Here is a 17991-nt window from a genome sequence, read left to right as displayed (position 1 = left end):
ATTTCGAAAAAAGCAAAAAACAGCAAGCTTTTGAGAAAAATCTCTCACTGGCTTACTGTTCTTTTTTGTGTTTACTTACGCGACAATTGCTTGTAACGGTTATACCAAATATCAATATAGCCTTCCGAGAACGGGCCATCTCCATTATTGATCCAGTCAACCAGAATCTTCACATTTTCTTTTAGGATGAAGTCAATATCGTTCGGATAATTCATCATTTTGCTGTGCATCTCATATTCATCGACATCCAATAGTCGTTTCTCGCCGTCAGGAAATACCTTGATATCCAAGTCATAGTCGATATATTTCAAGGCCTCATCGTCCAGCAAAAAAGGTGAAGCTAGATTACAATAATAGGAAACCCCCTTTTCTCTGATCATTGCTATTACATTGAACCAGTATTTTTTATGAAAATAAACAATCGCTGGTTCGCGCGTTACCCATCGGCGTCCATCAGATTCAGTGACTAATGTGTGATCATTCACGCCGATCATAGAGTGTTCGCTTGTTTTTAATACCATGGTATCTCGCCACGTTCGATGCAATTTGCCGTCGTGCTTGTAACTTTGGATCGTCACAAACTCTCCTTCTTTTGGAACTCCCATAGCAACCCTTCCTTAAGCAGCATTTTGTGCTTTGTGTTTGGGTGTTCATTACACCGACATCATAATTATTATATCAATAAAAATGAGCTTTGCCTAGAAAGGATTCCTATTGTTTCGATTTTTCTCTAACTGATCTACCAGTTTCATTTGGACCTTAGGAAAAACGACCGAATCAAATGCATCAGGCTTCAACCACTTCGAAGTTTTGTTCTCGGTAAATTCTTGTTCTGCTCCCTCGGTTGCCCGTCCGTAAAAAAGGAGAACATGCCATTTCAGATGACTAAAAATATGAGTAACTTCTCCTAAATGTCGTGTCTGCCAAACAAAGAGTTCCTGCTTTTCAAATGGGAGATTTTGCTCTTCTTCTGCTACTAGGTCATCAAACAGATCGATTTCTGGCTTTGTTTCCCATTCTTTTTTCAATCGCTCATACTCCTCTTGTGTCACTTCCATCATTGGAAATGTCCACATATTCGCCAGCAATTTTTGGCTATCTCTTTCTTCAAAATAATACGCTCCAGAATGATTTTGAAGAGCCGCACTGATATAATAAACGTCTTTTGGCTTTGCTTTTTTTGTTTTTACAGGAAAACTCGTTTGGATTCCTCGTTTGTTAGCTAAACAAAAGGCTTGGATCGGACAAGTCTCACACTTTGGAGAAGTTGGTGTACAGATAGCTGAACCTAGATCCATCATTGCTTGGTTGAATTCACCTGGATGCTTTTCATCAATGATTTTCCGCATCGCTTCATCAAAGATTTTCCTGCTAGAAGCTTTTGCGATGTCTGCTTCAATGCAAAACAATCTGCTGACTACTCGCATCACGTTGCCGTCAACCGCGGGTTCTGGAAGTCCAAATGCGATACTTGCAATCGCGCCTGTCGTATATGGTCCTATTCCCTTCAATGAGCTAATTTCTTCAGGCGTTTGCGGCATTTCCCCATCAAATTCTGACATGATCTGTTTAGCAGCAGCTTGGATGTTCCGGGCTCTTGAGTAATAACCAAGGCCCTCCCATGCTTTTAAAAGCTTTTCTTCTGGAGCATTTGCTAGCTCTTCAATTGTAGGAAACCATTCCATGAAACGATAAAAATAATCGATCACTGTGTCTACTCTGGTTTGCTGAAGCATGATCTCAGAGATCCAGATACGATAAGGATCACGATTATAGCGCCAAGGCAGGTTTCTTTTTTCTTGTTCATACCATTGAATGAACTGATCTTGAAATTCTTTTGTTTCTTTATCTGTCCATTTTTCCCATTCTTTATTCACTTTCCTCTTCCTTTTCCGTAATGAATCGCTGGATCATATCCAAATCAAATCCTTTTTGATATAAGCTTTGCTTTACTTTTAGATTTCTTTTTTTAGGTTCAAACCTTAAATTTCTTCGCCATAGTTTATCTCCTTGTTTGACTAAATAATCATATTCTATTTCTTGATCTGCTTCTTGCGGAAGATCAGCCATCGCTTGTTGGATCACTTCTTGAGAAAAGCCTTTCGTCATCAATGTTTGTTGGATTTTTCTCAATAATTCTTTTTGGCTTTTTCCGTGATTTTTTCCAAACGCTTTTTCGGCTGTCTGATGTGCATTTTGAACTTGGTCTTCAAATGTATATTGGCTGAGCGCTTGTTCAATGATTTCAGGTTTCAAACCTTTTTGCTGCATCTGCTGCGCTAATTTCTTTGGTCCTTTGTCACTTAAGCGCATATTCGTGCGCACATAACTTTCCCCATAGACCAAATCATCGACAAGGTCCAATTCTTTTAAGCGGGCTACGATTTTATTTCGATCTTCTTGAAGGATTTCCTTTTCTTTTAAGTATGTTCGGATTTCTTTTTCCGATCGCAACTGATAACTTAAGTAATTCATTGCTAGGTGAAAACCGAAATCAGCTCCGCTACTCTTCTTGATCTCTTGGATAGTTTCTTCGTCTAATTCCCGTCCTTTTAATAATCGATAGCGTACTAATACATCTTCAGATACTTGTAAAGCTTCTCCTTCAGATAAATCTACGCGATAGAAAGGGCCTTTGCCTTTACTGATTCTCGTAACGGTTAACATAAACATCCTCCTCGAACATATATTCTCTATCATACCACAGAAAATCCCCGTAATCAGATATTATATGTTAGAATAAACCACAGAAAAAAGAAAAAGGGAGATACTTATGGCAGAAACAATTGTCAAAACTGGACAAACGGTTCCTTTGAAAATCAAGCGTTTAGGCATAAATGGTGAAGGAATCGGTTATTTCAAACGGTTGATCATATTTGTTCCATATGCACTACCAAAAGAAGAAGTACTAGTGAAAATCACGAAAGCAACTCCTCGCTATGCAGAAGGAGAATTAATAAAAGTCAAAAAAACAAGCAAAGATCGGGTAGTGGCACCATGTCCTGTTTACTATGAATGCGGTGGCTGTCAATTACAACACTTAGCTTATCAAGCCCAATTGGATTTTAAAAAGGATCTGCTTTTGCAAGCATTGGAAAAATTCAAACCAGCAGGCTTTCGATCTTATCAACTTTTGCCGACGATCGGGATGGATGAGCCTTGGCATTATAGAAACAAAGCACAATTTCAGTTACGAAAAAATAAGCAGACTCAAAAAATTGAAGCTGGTTTATACGAAGCAAACTCTCATCAGTTAGTCCCTATAACAGACTGCTTGGTTCAAGAACCTCGAACACAAAAAGTAATGAATACTGTTGTTCAACTATTGAATAAATTTGATGCACCCATCTATGATGAACGGACAAACAGTGGAATCTTCCGCACAATCATGGTTAGAATCGGTGTCAAAACTGGGGAGTTACAAGTTGTTTTTATTACTCGCAGTAAAAAATTCCCGCAAAAAAATGCAATGATCCGTGAGATCAATGAACGACTGCCCGAAGTTGTTTCAATCATGCAAAATGTCCAGGCACAAAAAACGTCTCTCGTGATGGGGGATGAAACGATCCACTTATGGGGAAAAGAAGCCATTGAAGAACAAATCAATGAAGTGACTTTCGATCTTTCTCCTCGTGCCTTCTTTCAACTCAATCCTCAGCAGACCGAATTGCTTTATGGCGAAGGAATTAAAGCATTAGATGTCCAGCCTAATGAAACGATCGTGGATGCTTATTGCGGAGTTGGGACGATCGGCTTAAGTGTAGCAAAACAAGCCAAAGAAGTACGGGGAATGGATACCGTTCCTCAAGCAATCGCTGATGCAAAAAAAAATGCGGAAAGATTAGGATATCACAACACTCGATATGAAGTCGGGACAGCAGAGCAAGTTCTGCCTAAATGGTTGAATGAAGGTTTTCAACCTGATGGTATCATCGTAGATCCACCACGTACGGGTTTGGATAACGCATTGATCCAATCATTATTGAAATACCCTCCAAAAAAACTTGTTTATATTTCCTGTAATGTTTCTACACTTGCCAGAGATCTGGTTGATTTAAGTAAAAAGTTCAAGATTGAATATTTACAGTCTGTCGACATGTTTCCTCAGACTGCACGTTGTGAAGTTGTCGTGAAGATGACGAGACTCGCTGACTAAATGAAAGAGGTTGTGAAAAAGTCTGCCCTGTATCAAGTAATAAGAACAGCCAAACAAAAATAGCTCTTCATGTTTTATGAATACTGTACTTGTGACCGAAGAGTTAACAGGAGGGCACTATTTATTTAAAAAAAGGGTTGTGACATAGTTTTTGTCACAGCCCTTTTTGATTATTATTGGATATTCACGTCTATCACTTGATAAAATGCATTTGTCGTATCGCTGATATTCCATACTGCTAAAATCACATTATATCCTTTTCGATCCTGCGGAAGTGTGATCGTTTGGTTGACTGTTTTTGGTGGAACAGTTGCTTTGTCGTCTATTTTTGTGATCAATTCAAAATCACTAAATTTCAAAGGTTGATTAGGATTCCAAGTTGGTTTGGTAATGTAGTAATCCCAAGTACTTGTCCGATGTTGTGCTGTTAAATTCCAAGTAATATTTAATGTTCCTGGATTAACCATGTTTTTATGCCATCTGTTAGATGTCTGTTCATCTAAAGGCTCAAAGCCGCTGACTCCTGCACTAGCAATTTTTCCATCAATGAATGTATTTTTGGTAGCTTCGATACTTTGCGGTTCCCATTGTGCTCTTCCGACATTTTGATTTAAGTTTCCTGCTGCTGATGTTCCTAGGTATGCACGGCTTCCTGGAGAAGTAATATAACCATGCGCAAAACCTGGAATGCTAAAACCGAACAACCCTAAACTAACTAACCCAATAAACAATAACGTACTAATCTTTTTCATGTAGAAACCTCCTTCATTTGATAACCACATTGTAAACGCTTTATTTCATTAACACAAACATTATGCTTTTATAATTTTATGTTGAAATAAAAAAGGTGAAAAAAGTAAGATGGAGATTATAACAGAAGTAGACGAGAAAAGTACAAATAGAAAACATGAGAATTAAATCATATGATCTTTTTCAAAAACATCATTCATATAAACAAATGTTCAACTTTTTAATAACAACAATCATCAATTTTTTTCTTACTTCACAAACTAAATACAGGTCTTGCTGTGAGCCTTCATGGTAAACTAATATTATAGAAAGGAGTTAGTAAAATGAAGATGATAAAAGATATTCGTTTTTGGGTTTGTGTTATAGGAATTGTCATATTAGGCTTTTTATCAGGGCTGCTTAGCGGAAATCCCGGAGAATATTACTATTCTTTGCAACTTCCACCATTTGCACCACCTAGCTGGATATTTGGGCCGATGTGGACCTTACTGTATATATTGATGGGTATTTCTCTTTATTTGTTACTTAATCACAACAACAAAAAACAGCGAAACAATCTTGTCGGTCTTTTTGTGATTCAGTTCATTTTTAATTTTATATGGTCTGCTCTATTTTTTAATTTAAGAAATATTTTCATTGCAGCAATCGATATTACACTTTTAGTTATTTTCTTGTCAGTGCTTATGTATCAGTTGTGGCTGCATCATCGCCTGGCAATGTGGCTCATGATTCCTTATTATTTATGGGTACTATTCGCAACTCTATTGAATTATTCAATTTATTTTTTAAACTAAGCGCTAAAAAGAGACGTCCTGTAATTTAACACATAGAAAAAGTGCCACCTAAGTTAGATTTTTTGTCTAATTTAGGTGGCACTCTTTATTAACCAAACTATTTTTTCTAGTACCCACTTGTTGTTCCATACTCATTATTCTGGTCATAACCATAACCATTTTGTTCCTGTCCAGCGTAAGGATCATAACTTTGAGTATCTTGACTTGGTGTATAGTACTGACTTGTATCTTCTGTTTGCTGATAATAGGTATTCGGATCTTGGTACTGATCATATGTGTTTTCTGAATAGGAAGAATAATCGGTGTACCCTTCACTATTCGATCCATCACCGTTTGTCGAATCGCCATCTTCCGAATCATCAAAGAACATCATTGAAGCATTCTCATTTTTCAAATTAGGTAATGTATCGCTTGTTTTTATATTTAATTGTTTCTTCAGTTCATTTTGGATCGAAAGAAGATCATTTTTTCCTAAAATTTGATAGTAGATATCATTGATCATTTGTCCTTCGCCTTGCAACTGGTCTTGTTTGATTGTTTCAAACGCCGGGGTGTAGTTCGTCGCTACATCAAGCATGTCATCCCAATCTAAGTCCGTCGTCACATTGTTCTCAACTGCTTTTAAAATTTTTCTATAATTGCTTACGCCATCTAAACTTAAAACTTTATTGACGATTTTCGTCACTACTTCCCGCTGACGACGTTGTCGACCGATATCGCCTTCTGGATCTTCGTGTCGCATTCGAGAATAGGCTAAACCTTTTTCTCCATTCAATGTTTGTTCACCTACTGGTACATGGACACCATCCAAAGTAAAGTCAATTTTATTATTCACTTTGATGCCACCGACCGCATTGATCAAATCTTCCATGCCATCCAAATTGATCGTTACATAATGATCAATAGGAATATCGAGCAGTTGCTCAATTGAATCCATGGCCATTTCGACACCACCAAATGCATAGGCATGATTTAATTTATCTACCGTTCCATAACCTACGATATTCGTATAAATATCTCGGTCCAAACTGATGATCGTTGATTTTTTTTGTTTCGGATTAACTGTTACTACCATCATCGTATCAGAACGTCCTTGTTCCGTTCTTCCTAATCCACCGGTATCTAAACCTAATAGCAAAACCGAAAAAGGTTCTTTGTCATCAATGCTTACTCTCTCAGAACGTTTGGAGGATATTCGATTAGAGTTTTTAGAAATTTTGTTTACTGTTTGGCTCGCTTCTCCCATAAATCTGATTCCGTATGCTGATAATCCGGCAATCAGCAAAACGAATACCCCTAACAAGGTTAATAGAACTTTTTGCCATCGCTTCATAATACACCTCTGTTTCACATTTTCTAAAATATTGTCTCATATAACTGTTCAATCAGCAAATTCACTTTTTAATCATAAGAAAACTTTAAAAAACATTTTTGTGTAACGATTATTATTTTTTAAAATTTCTCAAAATTCTTAACTATCATACCATACCGTGAAAAAGATCGAAAGACCGAATACACGCAGTTCGCAATCGTTTTATCTTTTTTTATGTATTTTTTCCAGAAAAAGCGAACAACAAGGTATTTTCCAAATAATCGTGCAGTAAAATGATCGCACATACCTTTCTCATCTTTTTAACAGTCTTTGCCTACCGTTCAGATTATCATTCGATTTCACGAAAATTTCTTCCTATGACTGTTCCTTTTGTTAAACCCATCTTCTATTCGTTTTATTTCCAGCTCACTGCATGGCTATTAAAATAACTCGAACTAGTGATTGCATTACCATCATCTTTTAATGGATAAATATGCTCCTCTTCAAAGTAAAACGATTTTCTTTTAAAGTAATAGAATTGACATGGTAATGAGTATGTATACTAGTGGTTTCACAAATGGTCTTTTATTCAACATCCAAAAAACTGAAATTTCTTTAAAATCCATTACTAACGAAGAAAATGTTCCTTGCTTGATAATTAGTTAGGACATGTCAAGTGAACAAATGCATTTACTTAGCCAAAAAATCTAAAAACTTCATAAATAGACAAAAAGACACGACTCTCTAAGAAGTCGTGTCTTTATTCAACAAATTATTATAATTTAGTCACTTCAGCAGCTTGAGGTCCGCGTGCACCTTCAACAATCGTGAATTCTACTTCTTGACCTTCTTCTAGGCTCTTGAAGCCGTCTCCTTGAATTGCTGAGAAATGAACAAATACGTCATCTCCGCCGTCTACTGTAATAAACCCAAATCCTTTTTCATTGTTGAACCATTTAACCGTTCCGTGTTCCATAAATGTATAGCCTCCAAAAAAGTTCTTGCAAGTAACCTTGCAAGAACATTATACCCAATTTAGAAAACGCTAGCAAGCTTTCGCTCTTTTATTTTCCAAATTATTTTTAAGACTGATATGACGGAGGAAATGGTTATTTTGCTGCTTCGAAACGTTTGTTTACTTCATCCCAATTAATAACATTCCAGAATGCTGCAATATAATCTGGTCGGACATTTTTATATTTCAAATAATAAGCATGTTCCCAAACGTCCAAACCTAGAATTGGTGTCTTTCCTTCCATCAATGGAGAATCTTGATTTGCAGTAGAGGTAATAGCTAATTTTCCATTTTCCATTACAAGCCAAGCCCATCCAGAACCAAATCGTCCAGCGGCTGCTTTTTTGAATTCTTCTTTAAAAGAAGAAAAATCACCAAAAGCTTCATTAATCGCTTCTTTTATTTCTCCTGTAGGTTCGCCACCAGCATTTGGTGCCATGATTTCCCAGAAAAATGAATGGTTAGCATGTCCGCCACCATTGTTACGTACAGCTGTCTTGATATCTGTTGGAATAGCGTCCATATCAGATAATAATTCTTCTATTGTTTTTTCGCCTAATTCTGGGTATTTCTCAATTGCTGCATTTAAATTCGTCACATAAGTATTGTGATGCTTATCATGATGCAGATGCATCGTTTCTTCGTCAATATAAGGTTCCAATGCGTCATATGCATAAGGTAGATCTGGTAATGTGTAAGTCATAAAAAAATTCCTCCTCAATGTTTTCTTAATAATGTCTACATTACAAAGAGTAACAAAGAGAAGGAAATTCTTCAATTGTTATGCCTAGTCGTCTTTTTCACTTTGACCTACTTCTTCTTCAAAAACCTCAGTTTCTTTAAAAATAAACAACTTGCTGAAAATATAGTTCGCTAGGATAACAATAATTTGAGTGATGATTTTCGCCACATACTCATTGCTGTTCATAACATTGATCAACAATACCATTGCCCCCATGTCCAATCCGTAAGAAAGGATACGGTAGAAGAAGAACTTACCGCATTCAATAAGTGCATGTGTAAAATTCGGTGATTTTGAATGGAATACCCAAAGTTTGTTCGTTACAAAAGCAAACAATACAGAACAAAACCACGAAATAGAATTGGATAAGGCCATACTTAAATCAAAATATTGGCGTGCGAGAGCAAAACTAACAAAATTTACAATCGTAGCCAAACCACCAAAAAAGAGATAGACTAGTATCTCCCAATATCCTTTTGCTTCTAAATATCCTTTTAACTGTCGATACTGCTTCATGAGCCAACCTACCTTATTAAAAATTCTTATTTATCATACTCTATATTTCAATAACTTTCATCTTTATTTAAAAAAATTAATTTTTTTGATCCTTTGCCTTTGTCTCTGCTTGGATCGTCACATGTGTAATACCATATTTTAATTTTAATAAAGAAATTATACGAGGATATATCTTTTCAATCTCGCTTAGTAGCTGATCTTCAAAATCAATATGTCCGTCGAAAATAATTATCTTTTCGCTATACTGCCAAATATGGACATGATGAACATCCTTTACCCCATCGATTGCTTCAATTTCTTGTTCCATTTTTTCATAGTCGATAGCAGGTGCACTTTGTATCAAAATAGCGGCAGCTTTTTTGATCACCATTATCGCTTCTATCAATATATATCGAAATGATCAGTGTAATAACTGGATCGATCCAGTAGATATCGAAAAAACGGATCAAAATTGCTCCGATAATCACACTTACCGAAGACAGTGTATCACTTAACAAATGCAAATAACTAGATTTTATATTCAAACTTTCATCTGCTTCTTGTCGTAATAATAATACTGAGAACAAATTCGCGAGCAATCCAATAACTGCTACTGTTAGCATCAAATGACTATTTATCTTTTCTGGTGAAGTGAACCGCTTGAATGCTTCAACGGTTAAAAACAAGGATAATATGATCAATATGAATGAGTTGATGAAAGCACTCAATATTTCTAAACGCTGGTAGCCATACGTACGTTTTTTATTTGCTTCTTTTCGGGCCATTTTTTGTGCCCCGTAAGAAAAAATAATTGCCAATGTATCACTAAGGTTATGGAAAGTATCTGAAACAAGAGACAAACTCCCTGACATAATCCCTCCAATAAATTCTGATAAAGTGATCACCGCATTCAAAACCACTACTCCAAATAGTTTTTTTGATGATCTCTGTGGCTGTGTAGGCACTATTCCTTCCTCCATTTTATTTATATTGGATAGTCTTTAGACAAGAATAACATTTTTTTGATATTTCACCAATCATTCAGCTGTTTCCCTAAAGCACTTGTATTTCACTTGATACTTCGCTAGAATTGCAAGTGATGACACTACTAGATGAGGAGTACTTATGACAACAAAACAATTAATTATCAGTTCCTTTATACGATTCAAAGACCTAAAGGAGGCGAGAAATGTCCCATTTTGGAAAGCCATTGTCTATCTTTTAGTTTTGAGTATAATTATGGCTTTGCCAATCTCTTTTCAAGTTTTTCAAGTCTTAAACAACATTCAATTGGATGGGCAAAAGATTGCTACTCGCATTCCTGATTTTACAATCCAAAACGGGCAGCTTCAAACCGAAGAAAAAGAAGGATTCATTTACCAAACAAACTCCATTATCTTCACATTTGATCCAGAGGGAAAACGAACAGAACAGGACATCTCTACTGATTTGATGGGGAATTTTGTTAGTGTCGGGATGTTAAAAAACAAACTTATCATAGCTCTTCCTAATACAGGCACGACTTCTGCTTTGTTGAACAATAACCAATTAGAACTTCCCTACACCAATGAATCTTTAAAAAACTTAACAGGTAAGCAGCTCCGTTCTTTTTTAAGTAAAGCATCTATACCACTTTGGATAAAAGTCCTGACATTTATATTTTCTATTTATCCTAGTTTTCTGAATCTGCTGATCACTTTGCTATTTACCAACATTGCTGCTTTTCTCTATGCACGCTTTCGACTAACAAAAGCTACTTTTCTTGATTGTTTAAAAACATTGATCTATTCAATTTCATTGCCTACTATAATTGCAACAATCTTGATGGTCTTTCTTCCTTCTTTTGACACAAGCGCCTTCATTGCTTTTGCAGGAATCTTTATTTTTGCTCAAGCTGTCAAAGGATGGGCAAAAATATCGATCAATTAAGAAATAAAGACAACTCGTTATTTCTACTTCAATAGACCCTTTTAGAGGTTGTGACATTTTTTTTGTCACAGCCCCTTTTTTATTTGAAAAATATTTCTTTCTCAAAAAACAAGCAAGGCGCTTCAAAGTTCTTCTTGTATGCGCTACACTTAGAGTAAAGAAAGGCGGGAAATTAACTATGTCAGAAAGAATCATTTATGCAGATCGTCCATTTCGTGATGAATTTATCGAAGAAATCCATACTATAGCGCCTGGTTATATCTTTAAAACAGAATTACAACCAGAGGATCTACAAAATGTAGAGATCAGTTTGGGCTGGAACTCAGACTACCAAGAAAAACTATTAGCCTCTTCTACCTTGAAATGGGTCCAATCTATCTCAGCTGGTGTTGATCAGCTACCCCTTGAGACTTTTTCAAAGAAACATATTTTACTTTCAAATGGTAGTGGCATCCACAGTGAATCGATTACGGAGCATGTCTTAGGAATCATCCTTGGGTATTCTCGTGGTCTTTTTCAAGCACAAAAGGCACAGAGTGACATGAAATGGTTAGGTTCATCGGTCCATTACCAATCTATCCAAGGAAAAAAAATACTAATCATTGGAACTGGCCATATTGGAAAAATGATTGCAAAAAAATGCAAAGCATTAGACATGAACTGCTATGGAATCAATACATCCGGTCATCCAGCAGAAGGAATGGAAAAGACTTTTTCTTTAAATCAACTAACGGAAGTTCTTCCTGAAGTAGATTTCGTAGTCAATATCTTACCTCTAACGGAGGAAACAACTGGGCTCTTTGATCAGCATATGTTTGAACACTTTGATCCAAAATCTGTATTCATCAATGTTGGCCGTGGTGCTTCTGTTAAGACACAAGATCTGGTGCAGGCTTTAAATAACCAGCAACTTTCCTTTGCAGCATTAGACGTTTTTGAGGAAGAGCCTCTTCCACAAGATCATCCTCTTTGGAAAATGGACAATGTACTGATTACTTCCCACATTGCAGGTTTGACACCTGATTTTCAAAAGAAATTAATGGCTATTTTTTTAACCAATCTGAAAAGCTACTTTGCCACCCATGAGCTTCAAACCAATCAAGTAAAATTGTCTGCAGGATATTAATAGCTGAAAACAATATTTTCAAAAGAAAAAAGAGAAGGTGACAAAACTTGTGTCACCCTCTCTTTTTTTATTGTTTTTTAAAGTGATAGGTTGGCTCCTCCAGGTTGGGATCATAATCAACAAGTAAATCATATCCTTTAAAGAACCATTCATCTGCTTCCTCGATAAAAAAAAGTGTCCCATCCATTTCCACTTTCTTTACAGGATGTTCTGGCTGTTCAACTGACATTCCAATCGAAAAACCATCATGAACCTCTGTTTTGCCGTAGACTTTTCCAAAAAAACGTATTCCGTAAGTTTCTGGCAGATCAATTTCTGAGTCAAACCACTTTTGTGCTTTTGGCGTTACCGTTAATTCCATCCCAACAACCTACTTTCTCTTTTCTTTCTATTGATTCATCTTATCGTCTAGAATATCCACATCGCCTGTCTCTCCAATCACCAGTAGATTATCATTTTCGCGAACATATTCATCTGCTGCAGGAGAAGCGATAACCGTTTGATCTACTCTTCGTATGGCGACTACTGTTAAGTCAAAACGTTGCCTGAAATTTAATTCAGCTAATGTTTTGTTGAAAAATTTAGGATTGGAGACTCGGATTTCTGCTAAAGAATATTTATCTGACAGCTCTAAGTAGTCTAGAATATTCTTTGATACTAAGTTATGTGCAATCCGTATCCCCATGTCTCGCTCAGGGTGTACGACACGATCTGCTCCGATCTTCTCTAGTACACGGGCATGGTACTCATTTTGGGCTTTTGCTAAAATATTCGGTACGCCCATTTCCTTTACCATCAGAGTAACTAAGATACTGGCTTGGATATCTTCTCCAATAGCGACAATTACATGATCGAAATTTCTTATACCTAATGAACGAAGTGTCATCTCATCCTGTGCATTTGCCACAACAGCATGAGTGGCTATATTCATATATTCATTGACTCGATCTTCATTACTGTCAATAGCCAGTACTTCTTGTCCAGCTTCGATCAGTGTACGGCAGATGCTTCCGCCAAATCGTCCAAGGCCTACAATTGCAAAATTTTGTTTCACCATTTTCCTCCTTTAGTATCTTCTTTTCTCAGTATAACAAAGCCTTTCCAAAAACAAAAGCAAGCATCATTATTGTAAAAAAGCCAAGAAAAATAATAGTTATTTTCTCAGCTTTTGATTATCCTCTTTATCATCGTTTTTATTTCACCAAACCATGTTTAAACGCATAGATAGCTGCTTGAGTTCGGTCTTCTACCTCTAACTTAGCTAATATATTCGACACATGCGTTTTGACTGTTTTCAGTGTGATAAACAATTCATCCGCGATTTCCTGATTACTTTTCCCTTCAGAAATCAGCATCAAAATTTCATTTTCTCGATTCGTTAATTCTTCATGCAATACTGGATCATTTCGCCGACTCATTTTTTCCATCATTTTTGTTGTCACTTCAGGTTCCAATACTCGCTCGCCGCGTTGCGTAGCCCTTATAGCATCAGCTATTTCATGTGCGGTAGACGTCTTCAACAAATATCCTGCTGCTCCTGCTTCAATTGCAGGATAAACTTTTTCATCATCAATAAAACTTGTGACGATAATGATTTTGGCTTTTGGCCAATCTTTTAAGATTGCTTTTGTTGATTCGATGCCATCCATTTCTTCCATGACTAGATCCATTAAAATGACATCCGGTCGAAGTGCCATCGCCTTTTCATAGCCTTGACGTCCATTTTCAGCTTCTCCAATCACTTCAATGTCTTCTTGGATAGATAAATAAGAAGAGACGCCTAAGCGTACCATTTCATGGTCATCTACTAATAAAACTTTTATCATCTTTATCTATGCCTCCTTCATCAAAGGGACCTTGATCTCCACGCTCGTACCTTGCCCTTTAAAACTAATGATTTTTACTGTTCCACCAATACCAGCTACTCGTTCTTTGATATTGTTCAATCCATAACTTCCCGTTTTGGTTTCATTCATATTAAATCCTGTCCCGTCGTCAATGATACGTAATAAAAGATTGTTATCTATTTTATGCAAATAGACTTCTAATTCATTAGCCTTAGCATGTCTTAATGTGTTTGATAACAATTCTTGAACGATTCGGAACAAGTGATCCTCAATGGAACTAGTTAATTTTACATCTTCTACATCCCATTTTAGCGAAATCTGGATTTTATTCTGCAATTCCTTCAATAACTGCTCAATGCCTTGTTTTAAACTTTTTTCTTCTAAATTGACTGGACGCAGATGAAGAAGCAGCGCACGCATCTCAGACTGGGAAGCGTTGATGATCTCTGCCACCATTTTCAACTGCTTACGGAACATTTCTGGTGTCTCACTTTTTTCTGCTTGCTCCGTCAATGCCGACATCATCATCATCGCTGCAAATAATTGCTGTGAAACTGAATCATGAAGCTCACGAGCTAATCGATGCCTTTCTAATTCTAAAATCTCTTCTTTGGTTTGTCCATCTACATATTGAGGACGGCTAGTCATAATCTGTAATTCACTGGATACTTCGATCATTTTTTCTTTTATTTTAGTAATTTCTATATCAATATCTTTGATGTACAGATCATCCGACGCGCTTGGGATCGGCTGATGCAAAAGTTTGGATTCATAATTGCCAGAAGAAAGTGCACGAAGCTTTTCTTCGATTTTCCCGTATTTTGCCTTTTGAATAAGTGATAACAATAGAAATACGATCAATCCTACACCTAATGAAATGGCCATCAAATGGAAGATAAGCGGAACGTATAATAAACGCGCACGCAGCAATTCTCCCCACCAATGACTTTGGTTACTGGCATAAAAATAAGTGAAAAGTGAAAATAGAATAATAAGGAAAGCCGCAATCCCCGAATAAACAGCTAGCATTGCTTTGGAAATTCTTCCCATCATATTCGTATCACCTCGACATCTCCAACCAAGGTATTGGTAATGATCTTCAATCTGCGAGGATTTTCATCATAATCACTGCTGCAGATTTTGATCTGTTCGTTTTTTAAGGAAAACTGCTCTTCTTCAAACAAGACATTTCCTACTAATGTCGCATGCTCTAATCGAATAGCCACTCCCAGGGGTACTAAGATCCGTGTTCTGCCTATCCCTTTTCTTACAATCACAATATTATCATCTTTTGGCAAAAGTGTATTGCCCAAATCGATGATAGTATCACCAGAAATGATGGCAATGTTGATATCATCCCATTCATAGACGTCGTTTCCAATACGTTGGTTACCAAATAATTGCTGTCTTTTACGCTCATTATTATGTGTTTTTAATTGCTCTGTTTGGACCATCATGATCTGTTTTTTTCGCCAAAAAGCATTTTTTGTCAAATCTATTCCTGAAATCTCTACACCTTTCAGTCCGATAAATAAAATGGCCAATACAACCATCATCCATAAAGCAGGACTGTTGACTAAGCTAAAAAAAATGACCAAGCTCCCTAAGATCAATTGAAAATTTTGAAATTTAGTACGAGGATATTTGCGCATAGCTAGATATATATTGAAAATACCGAATATTACTAAAAGCAAAAGTCCAGTATTGTTTACGATTTGCCAAACAGCAAATAACAGCAGCAGTGCTTCGACTACCACAAAAAAACGCCAAGAACTATTCATCGCTTTTTCTCCCTCCTGACACATTCTCATTTCATCATACCTATTTTTTTGACTGTTGGCTATAGGACTTTAGATGTAAGATCGTTCAGTGAAACCTGCAATACTCAAAGAGAAAAGATCTAGAGTGCGTCATCAGTAAGATGAACTCTCTAGATCTTTCAGTCAGACTACGCTTGTTCTACTTTGACGATTTTAACTAACATATCGCCACCTGGTGTAGCAATGGTTACTTCATCATTTTTACGTTTGCCAATCAATGCTTGCGCGATAGGAGAATCATTGGAAATCTTTCCAGAAAACGGGTCTGCTTCAGCACTTCCGACAATCGTGTACTCTTCTTCATCTCCATCAGGCAACTCGATGAACGTAACTGTTTTACCGATCGATACCTCATCTGCATCTACGCCGTCATTATCGATGATTTGTGCAAAACGGATCATATTTTCAATTGTTGTGATTCTTCCTTCAACAAATGCTTGTTCATCTTTAGCTGATTCGTATTCGGAGTTTTCGGAAAGATCTCCGAAACCGCGAGCGATTTTGATTCGTTCAATGATTTCTCCGCGTTTGACTGTTTTTAGTTCTTCTAATTCTTTTTCTAATTTTTCTTTACCTTCTAGAGTCATTGGATAAACTTTCTCTACCATGTGTAACGTCTCCTTTTTTCGATAAAATACCGCAAAAGGTAATCTTTTGAGGAATATAGTCCAAAAAAGATTACCACGCTTTTCTTAAAATGTAAATGTTTTTCTAAAAATGATCAATGACTAGCTCCTGTTTTTCTAAGAATTATTTACATATTTTTGCACTAGTTCCATATGTTCTTCATACGTTTTAGCGAAATAAACATTTCCAGTGCTCGTATCTGCTACGAAATAATAATAGTCATTTTCTGCTGGTTCTAATACTGCCTTGATTGCCTCTTCGCTTGGATTGTCAAAAGGACCAGGCCCATAGCCGGTATTGGTATACAAATTGTATGGTGAATCTACAGCTGTATCTTCATACGTCACCAATTCTTTATGTTCTCCTAATGCATATAAAACAGAGATATCTGACTGAAGTGGCATATTTGCCTTGATTCGGTTAAAGAAGACTTGTGCAATATTTTTACGATCATTTTCTTTTACGCCTTCTTTTTCAACTAGAGAAGCCAAAGTTAAAACTTCTTGTACAGTCAAATTTTTCTGTTTGATAGCTGAATAATAGTTTTGCATGACCGTATTTGTCTTGTTCACCATCTCAATCACAAGATCCTTAAGCGAAGTACTCGTGTAGTAATCATAAGTAGCTGGGAATAAGTAGCCTTCCAAACGGTATTTTGTGTTCTCAGCTTTAGAGGCACTTTCCAACAATTCTGGGAATTTTTGATACAACTCGTTAAAGAAAGTCTCATCATTTACTAAATCTAAAAATTCCTTCTTGTCTTTACCAGTTATCTTCGCTACCCGCTCAGCAATCTGATCGATGTCGTAGCCTTCTGGAATGGCAATTTTCCCATCTGCAACTTTTGTTGGCTCAGATGTACCGCCTTCTTGCAACTGCTTGCCAATCTCATCAAGAGTCATATTAGGCGCTAACTGATAATAACCAGCTTGAAAGCCAGTTAAGTTTTTAAATTTTGTATAATAATTGAAAACAATCCCACTTTTAATAATATTGTCTTTCTCCAAAATCTCGCCAATCTGCTTATTAGAAGAGCCGCTTGGGATTTCCACTTGGACTAATTGGTCGTCCGATTTATCTAAAGGCTTCAACCCGCTATCTACATAACGATATACGGTAAACCCGAGAAATCCGCCAATAATCAATAATGTAAGAGCGATCACTAAAATGATCTTCCTCACGATCTTATCTTCTTTTTTACGCAGATTTCTCCGCTTGTCGATTATATCTGCTGTAGCTGCCTTACTGGCTTCTTTTTTGTCTTTGCTTGGGTGTTGTTTGTTTCCTGACAAAACAACTCCTCCTTACTATCATCTTCGTAACTCTGTTTATTATACATGAAATTTCTACTGCCGTGAATTATTTTACCAAATATTAT

At 36.6% G+C, this 17991-nt stretch carries 19 protein-coding genes and 1 pseudogene; 4 read left to right on the top strand and 16 right to left on the bottom strand.

All coding sequences use genetic code 11. The features are described from left to right. Positions 1-71 precede the first annotated feature (71 nt). The 3 genes from ntdP to recX all read right to left on the bottom strand — a co-directional run bounded on the left by ntdP (position 72) and on the right by recX (position 2667). A complete protein-coding gene (gene ntdP / locus OS138_RS06975; RefSeq protein WP_002290817.1) occupies positions 72-605 on the bottom strand; it encodes a nucleoside tri-diphosphate phosphatase in 534 nt (177 codons plus the stop codon). Positions 606-698: 93 nt separating this feature from the next. Next, positions 699-1877: an A/G-specific adenine glycosylase gene (mutY, locus tag OS138_RS06970; protein ID WP_002296955.1), complete on the bottom strand. Its 1179-nt coding sequence runs from the start codon at positions 1875-1877 to the stop codon at positions 699-701. After that, complete coding sequence (gene recX / locus OS138_RS06965) at positions 1870-2667, bottom strand: recombination regulator RecX (RefSeq protein ID WP_002326064.1); 798 nt, start codon at positions 2665-2667, stop codon at positions 1870-1872. Before recX ends, mutY begins: the two co-directional genes overlap by 8 nt. A 106-nt stretch (positions 2668-2773) precedes the next feature. On the opposite strand from recX, the gene rlmD reads away from it, so the two are divergent. Beyond that, positions 2774-4156 carry a 23S rRNA (uracil(1939)-C(5))-methyltransferase RlmD gene (rlmD, locus tag OS138_RS06960; protein WP_002318633.1) on the top strand — a complete coding sequence of 461 codons (1383 nt, stop codon included), beginning with the start codon at positions 2774-2776 and terminating at the stop codon, positions 4154-4156. A 173-nt stretch (positions 4157-4329) separates the two neighbouring features. On the opposite strand, the gene OS138_RS06955 is transcribed toward rlmD, so the two are convergent. Continuing rightward, positions 4330-4908, bottom strand: coding sequence for a lytic polysaccharide monooxygenase auxiliary activity family 9 protein (locus OS138_RS06955; protein WP_002292856.1), 579 nt, complete (start codon positions 4906-4908; stop codon positions 4330-4332). 321 nt (positions 4909-5229) lie between these two features. Here OS138_RS06955 and OS138_RS06950 point away from each other — a divergent pair, with 321 nt between their 5' ends. Next, positions 5230-5700 (top strand): TspO/MBR family protein, encoded by a 471-nt coding sequence (locus OS138_RS06950; RefSeq protein ID WP_002292857.1) that lies wholly within the window; start codon positions 5230-5232, stop codon positions 5698-5700. 106 nt (positions 5701-5806) lie between these two features. On the opposite strand, the gene OS138_RS06945 is transcribed toward OS138_RS06950, so the two are convergent. The 5 genes and pseudogenes from OS138_RS06945 to OS138_RS06925 form a co-directional block, all read right to left on the bottom strand. Then, positions 5807-7033 carry an LCP family glycopolymer transferase gene (locus OS138_RS06945; protein WP_002295400.1) on the bottom strand — a complete coding sequence of 409 codons (1227 nt, stop codon included), beginning with the start codon at positions 7031-7033 and terminating at the stop codon, positions 5807-5809. 754 nt (positions 7034-7787) lie between these two features. After that, entirely contained in the window at positions 7788-7988 is a 201-nt protein-coding gene (locus tag OS138_RS06940) for a cold-shock protein (RefSeq protein ID WP_002292860.1), read from the bottom strand. A gap of 133 nt (positions 7989-8121) precedes the next feature. Then, positions 8122-8730 (bottom strand): superoxide dismutase, encoded by a 609-nt coding sequence (locus OS138_RS06935; protein ID WP_002298541.1) that lies wholly within the window; start codon positions 8728-8730, stop codon positions 8122-8124. 84 nt (positions 8731-8814) lie between these two features. After that, on the bottom strand, positions 8815-9285 hold the full coding sequence (locus OS138_RS06930) for a GtrA family protein (RefSeq protein ID WP_002292862.1): 471 nt from the start codon (positions 9283-9285) through the stop codon (positions 8815-8817). 47 nt (positions 9286-9332) lie between these two features. Beyond that, positions 9333-10244: pseudogene (locus tag OS138_RS06925) on the bottom strand (cation diffusion facilitator family transporter). 145 nt (positions 10245-10389) lie between these two features. Between OS138_RS06925 and OS138_RS06920 the strand changes: the two are divergent. Together OS138_RS06920 and OS138_RS06915 are read left to right on the top strand one after the other, a co-directional pair. Beyond that, a complete protein-coding gene (locus OS138_RS06920; protein ID WP_325069883.1) occupies positions 10390-11193 on the top strand; it encodes a DUF1189 domain-containing protein in 804 nt (267 codons plus the stop codon). Positions 11194-11371: 178 nt separating this feature from the next. Further along, positions 11372-12319 carry a phosphoglycerate dehydrogenase gene (locus OS138_RS06915; protein ID WP_325069882.1) on the top strand — a complete coding sequence of 316 codons (948 nt, stop codon included), beginning with the start codon at positions 11372-11374 and terminating at the stop codon, positions 12317-12319. Positions 12320-12386: 67 nt separating this feature from the next. On the opposite strand, the gene OS138_RS06910 is transcribed toward OS138_RS06915, so the two are convergent. The 7 genes from OS138_RS06910 to mltG all read right to left on the bottom strand — a co-directional run bounded on the left by OS138_RS06910 (position 12387) and on the right by mltG (position 17905). Then, entirely contained in the window at positions 12387-12680 is a 294-nt protein-coding gene (locus OS138_RS06910) for a HesB/YadR/YfhF family protein (protein ID WP_002318627.1), read from the bottom strand. A 27-nt stretch (positions 12681-12707) separates the two neighbouring features. Then, positions 12708-13373: a potassium channel family protein gene (locus OS138_RS06905; protein WP_002289151.1), complete on the bottom strand. Its 666-nt coding sequence runs from the start codon at positions 13371-13373 to the stop codon at positions 12708-12710. 139 nt (positions 13374-13512) lie between these two features. Continuing rightward, positions 13513-14145 (bottom strand): response regulator transcription factor, encoded by a 633-nt coding sequence (locus tag OS138_RS06900; RefSeq protein ID WP_002295404.1) that lies wholly within the window; start codon positions 14143-14145, stop codon positions 13513-13515. A gap of 6 nt (positions 14146-14151) precedes the next feature. Next, positions 14152-15219, bottom strand: a complete 1068-nt coding sequence (gene liaS / locus OS138_RS06895; RefSeq protein WP_002326482.1) for a two-component system sensor histidine kinase LiaS — start codon at positions 15217-15219, stop codon at positions 14152-14154. After that, the gene (liaF, locus tag OS138_RS06890) at positions 15216-15947 is read right to left on the bottom strand and encodes a cell wall-active antibiotics response protein LiaF (protein ID WP_002323481.1); all 732 of its coding nucleotides are present in this window, start codon (positions 15945-15947) and stop codon (positions 15216-15218) included. Before liaF ends, liaS begins: the two co-directional genes overlap by 4 nt. A 167-nt stretch (positions 15948-16114) precedes the next feature. After that, a complete protein-coding gene (greA, locus tag OS138_RS06885) occupies positions 16115-16594 on the bottom strand; it encodes a transcription elongation factor GreA (protein ID WP_002295409.1) in 480 nt (159 codons plus the stop codon). Between the two features lie 135 nt (positions 16595-16729). Next, entirely contained in the window at positions 16730-17905 is a 1176-nt protein-coding gene (mltG, locus tag OS138_RS06880; protein ID WP_002323482.1) for an endolytic transglycosylase MltG, read from the bottom strand. Positions 17906-17991: the final 86 nt, after the last annotated feature.

The organism is Enterococcus sp. E5-37 (genome assembly GCF_035726925.1).
In the GTDB taxonomy this organism is placed as follows: domain Bacteria; phylum Bacillota; class Bacilli; order Lactobacillales; family Enterococcaceae; genus Enterococcus_B; species Enterococcus_B faecium.
The sequence above is the reverse complement of the archived record's forward strand: the minus strand, read 5'-3'. Positions and strand labels throughout refer to the sequence as shown.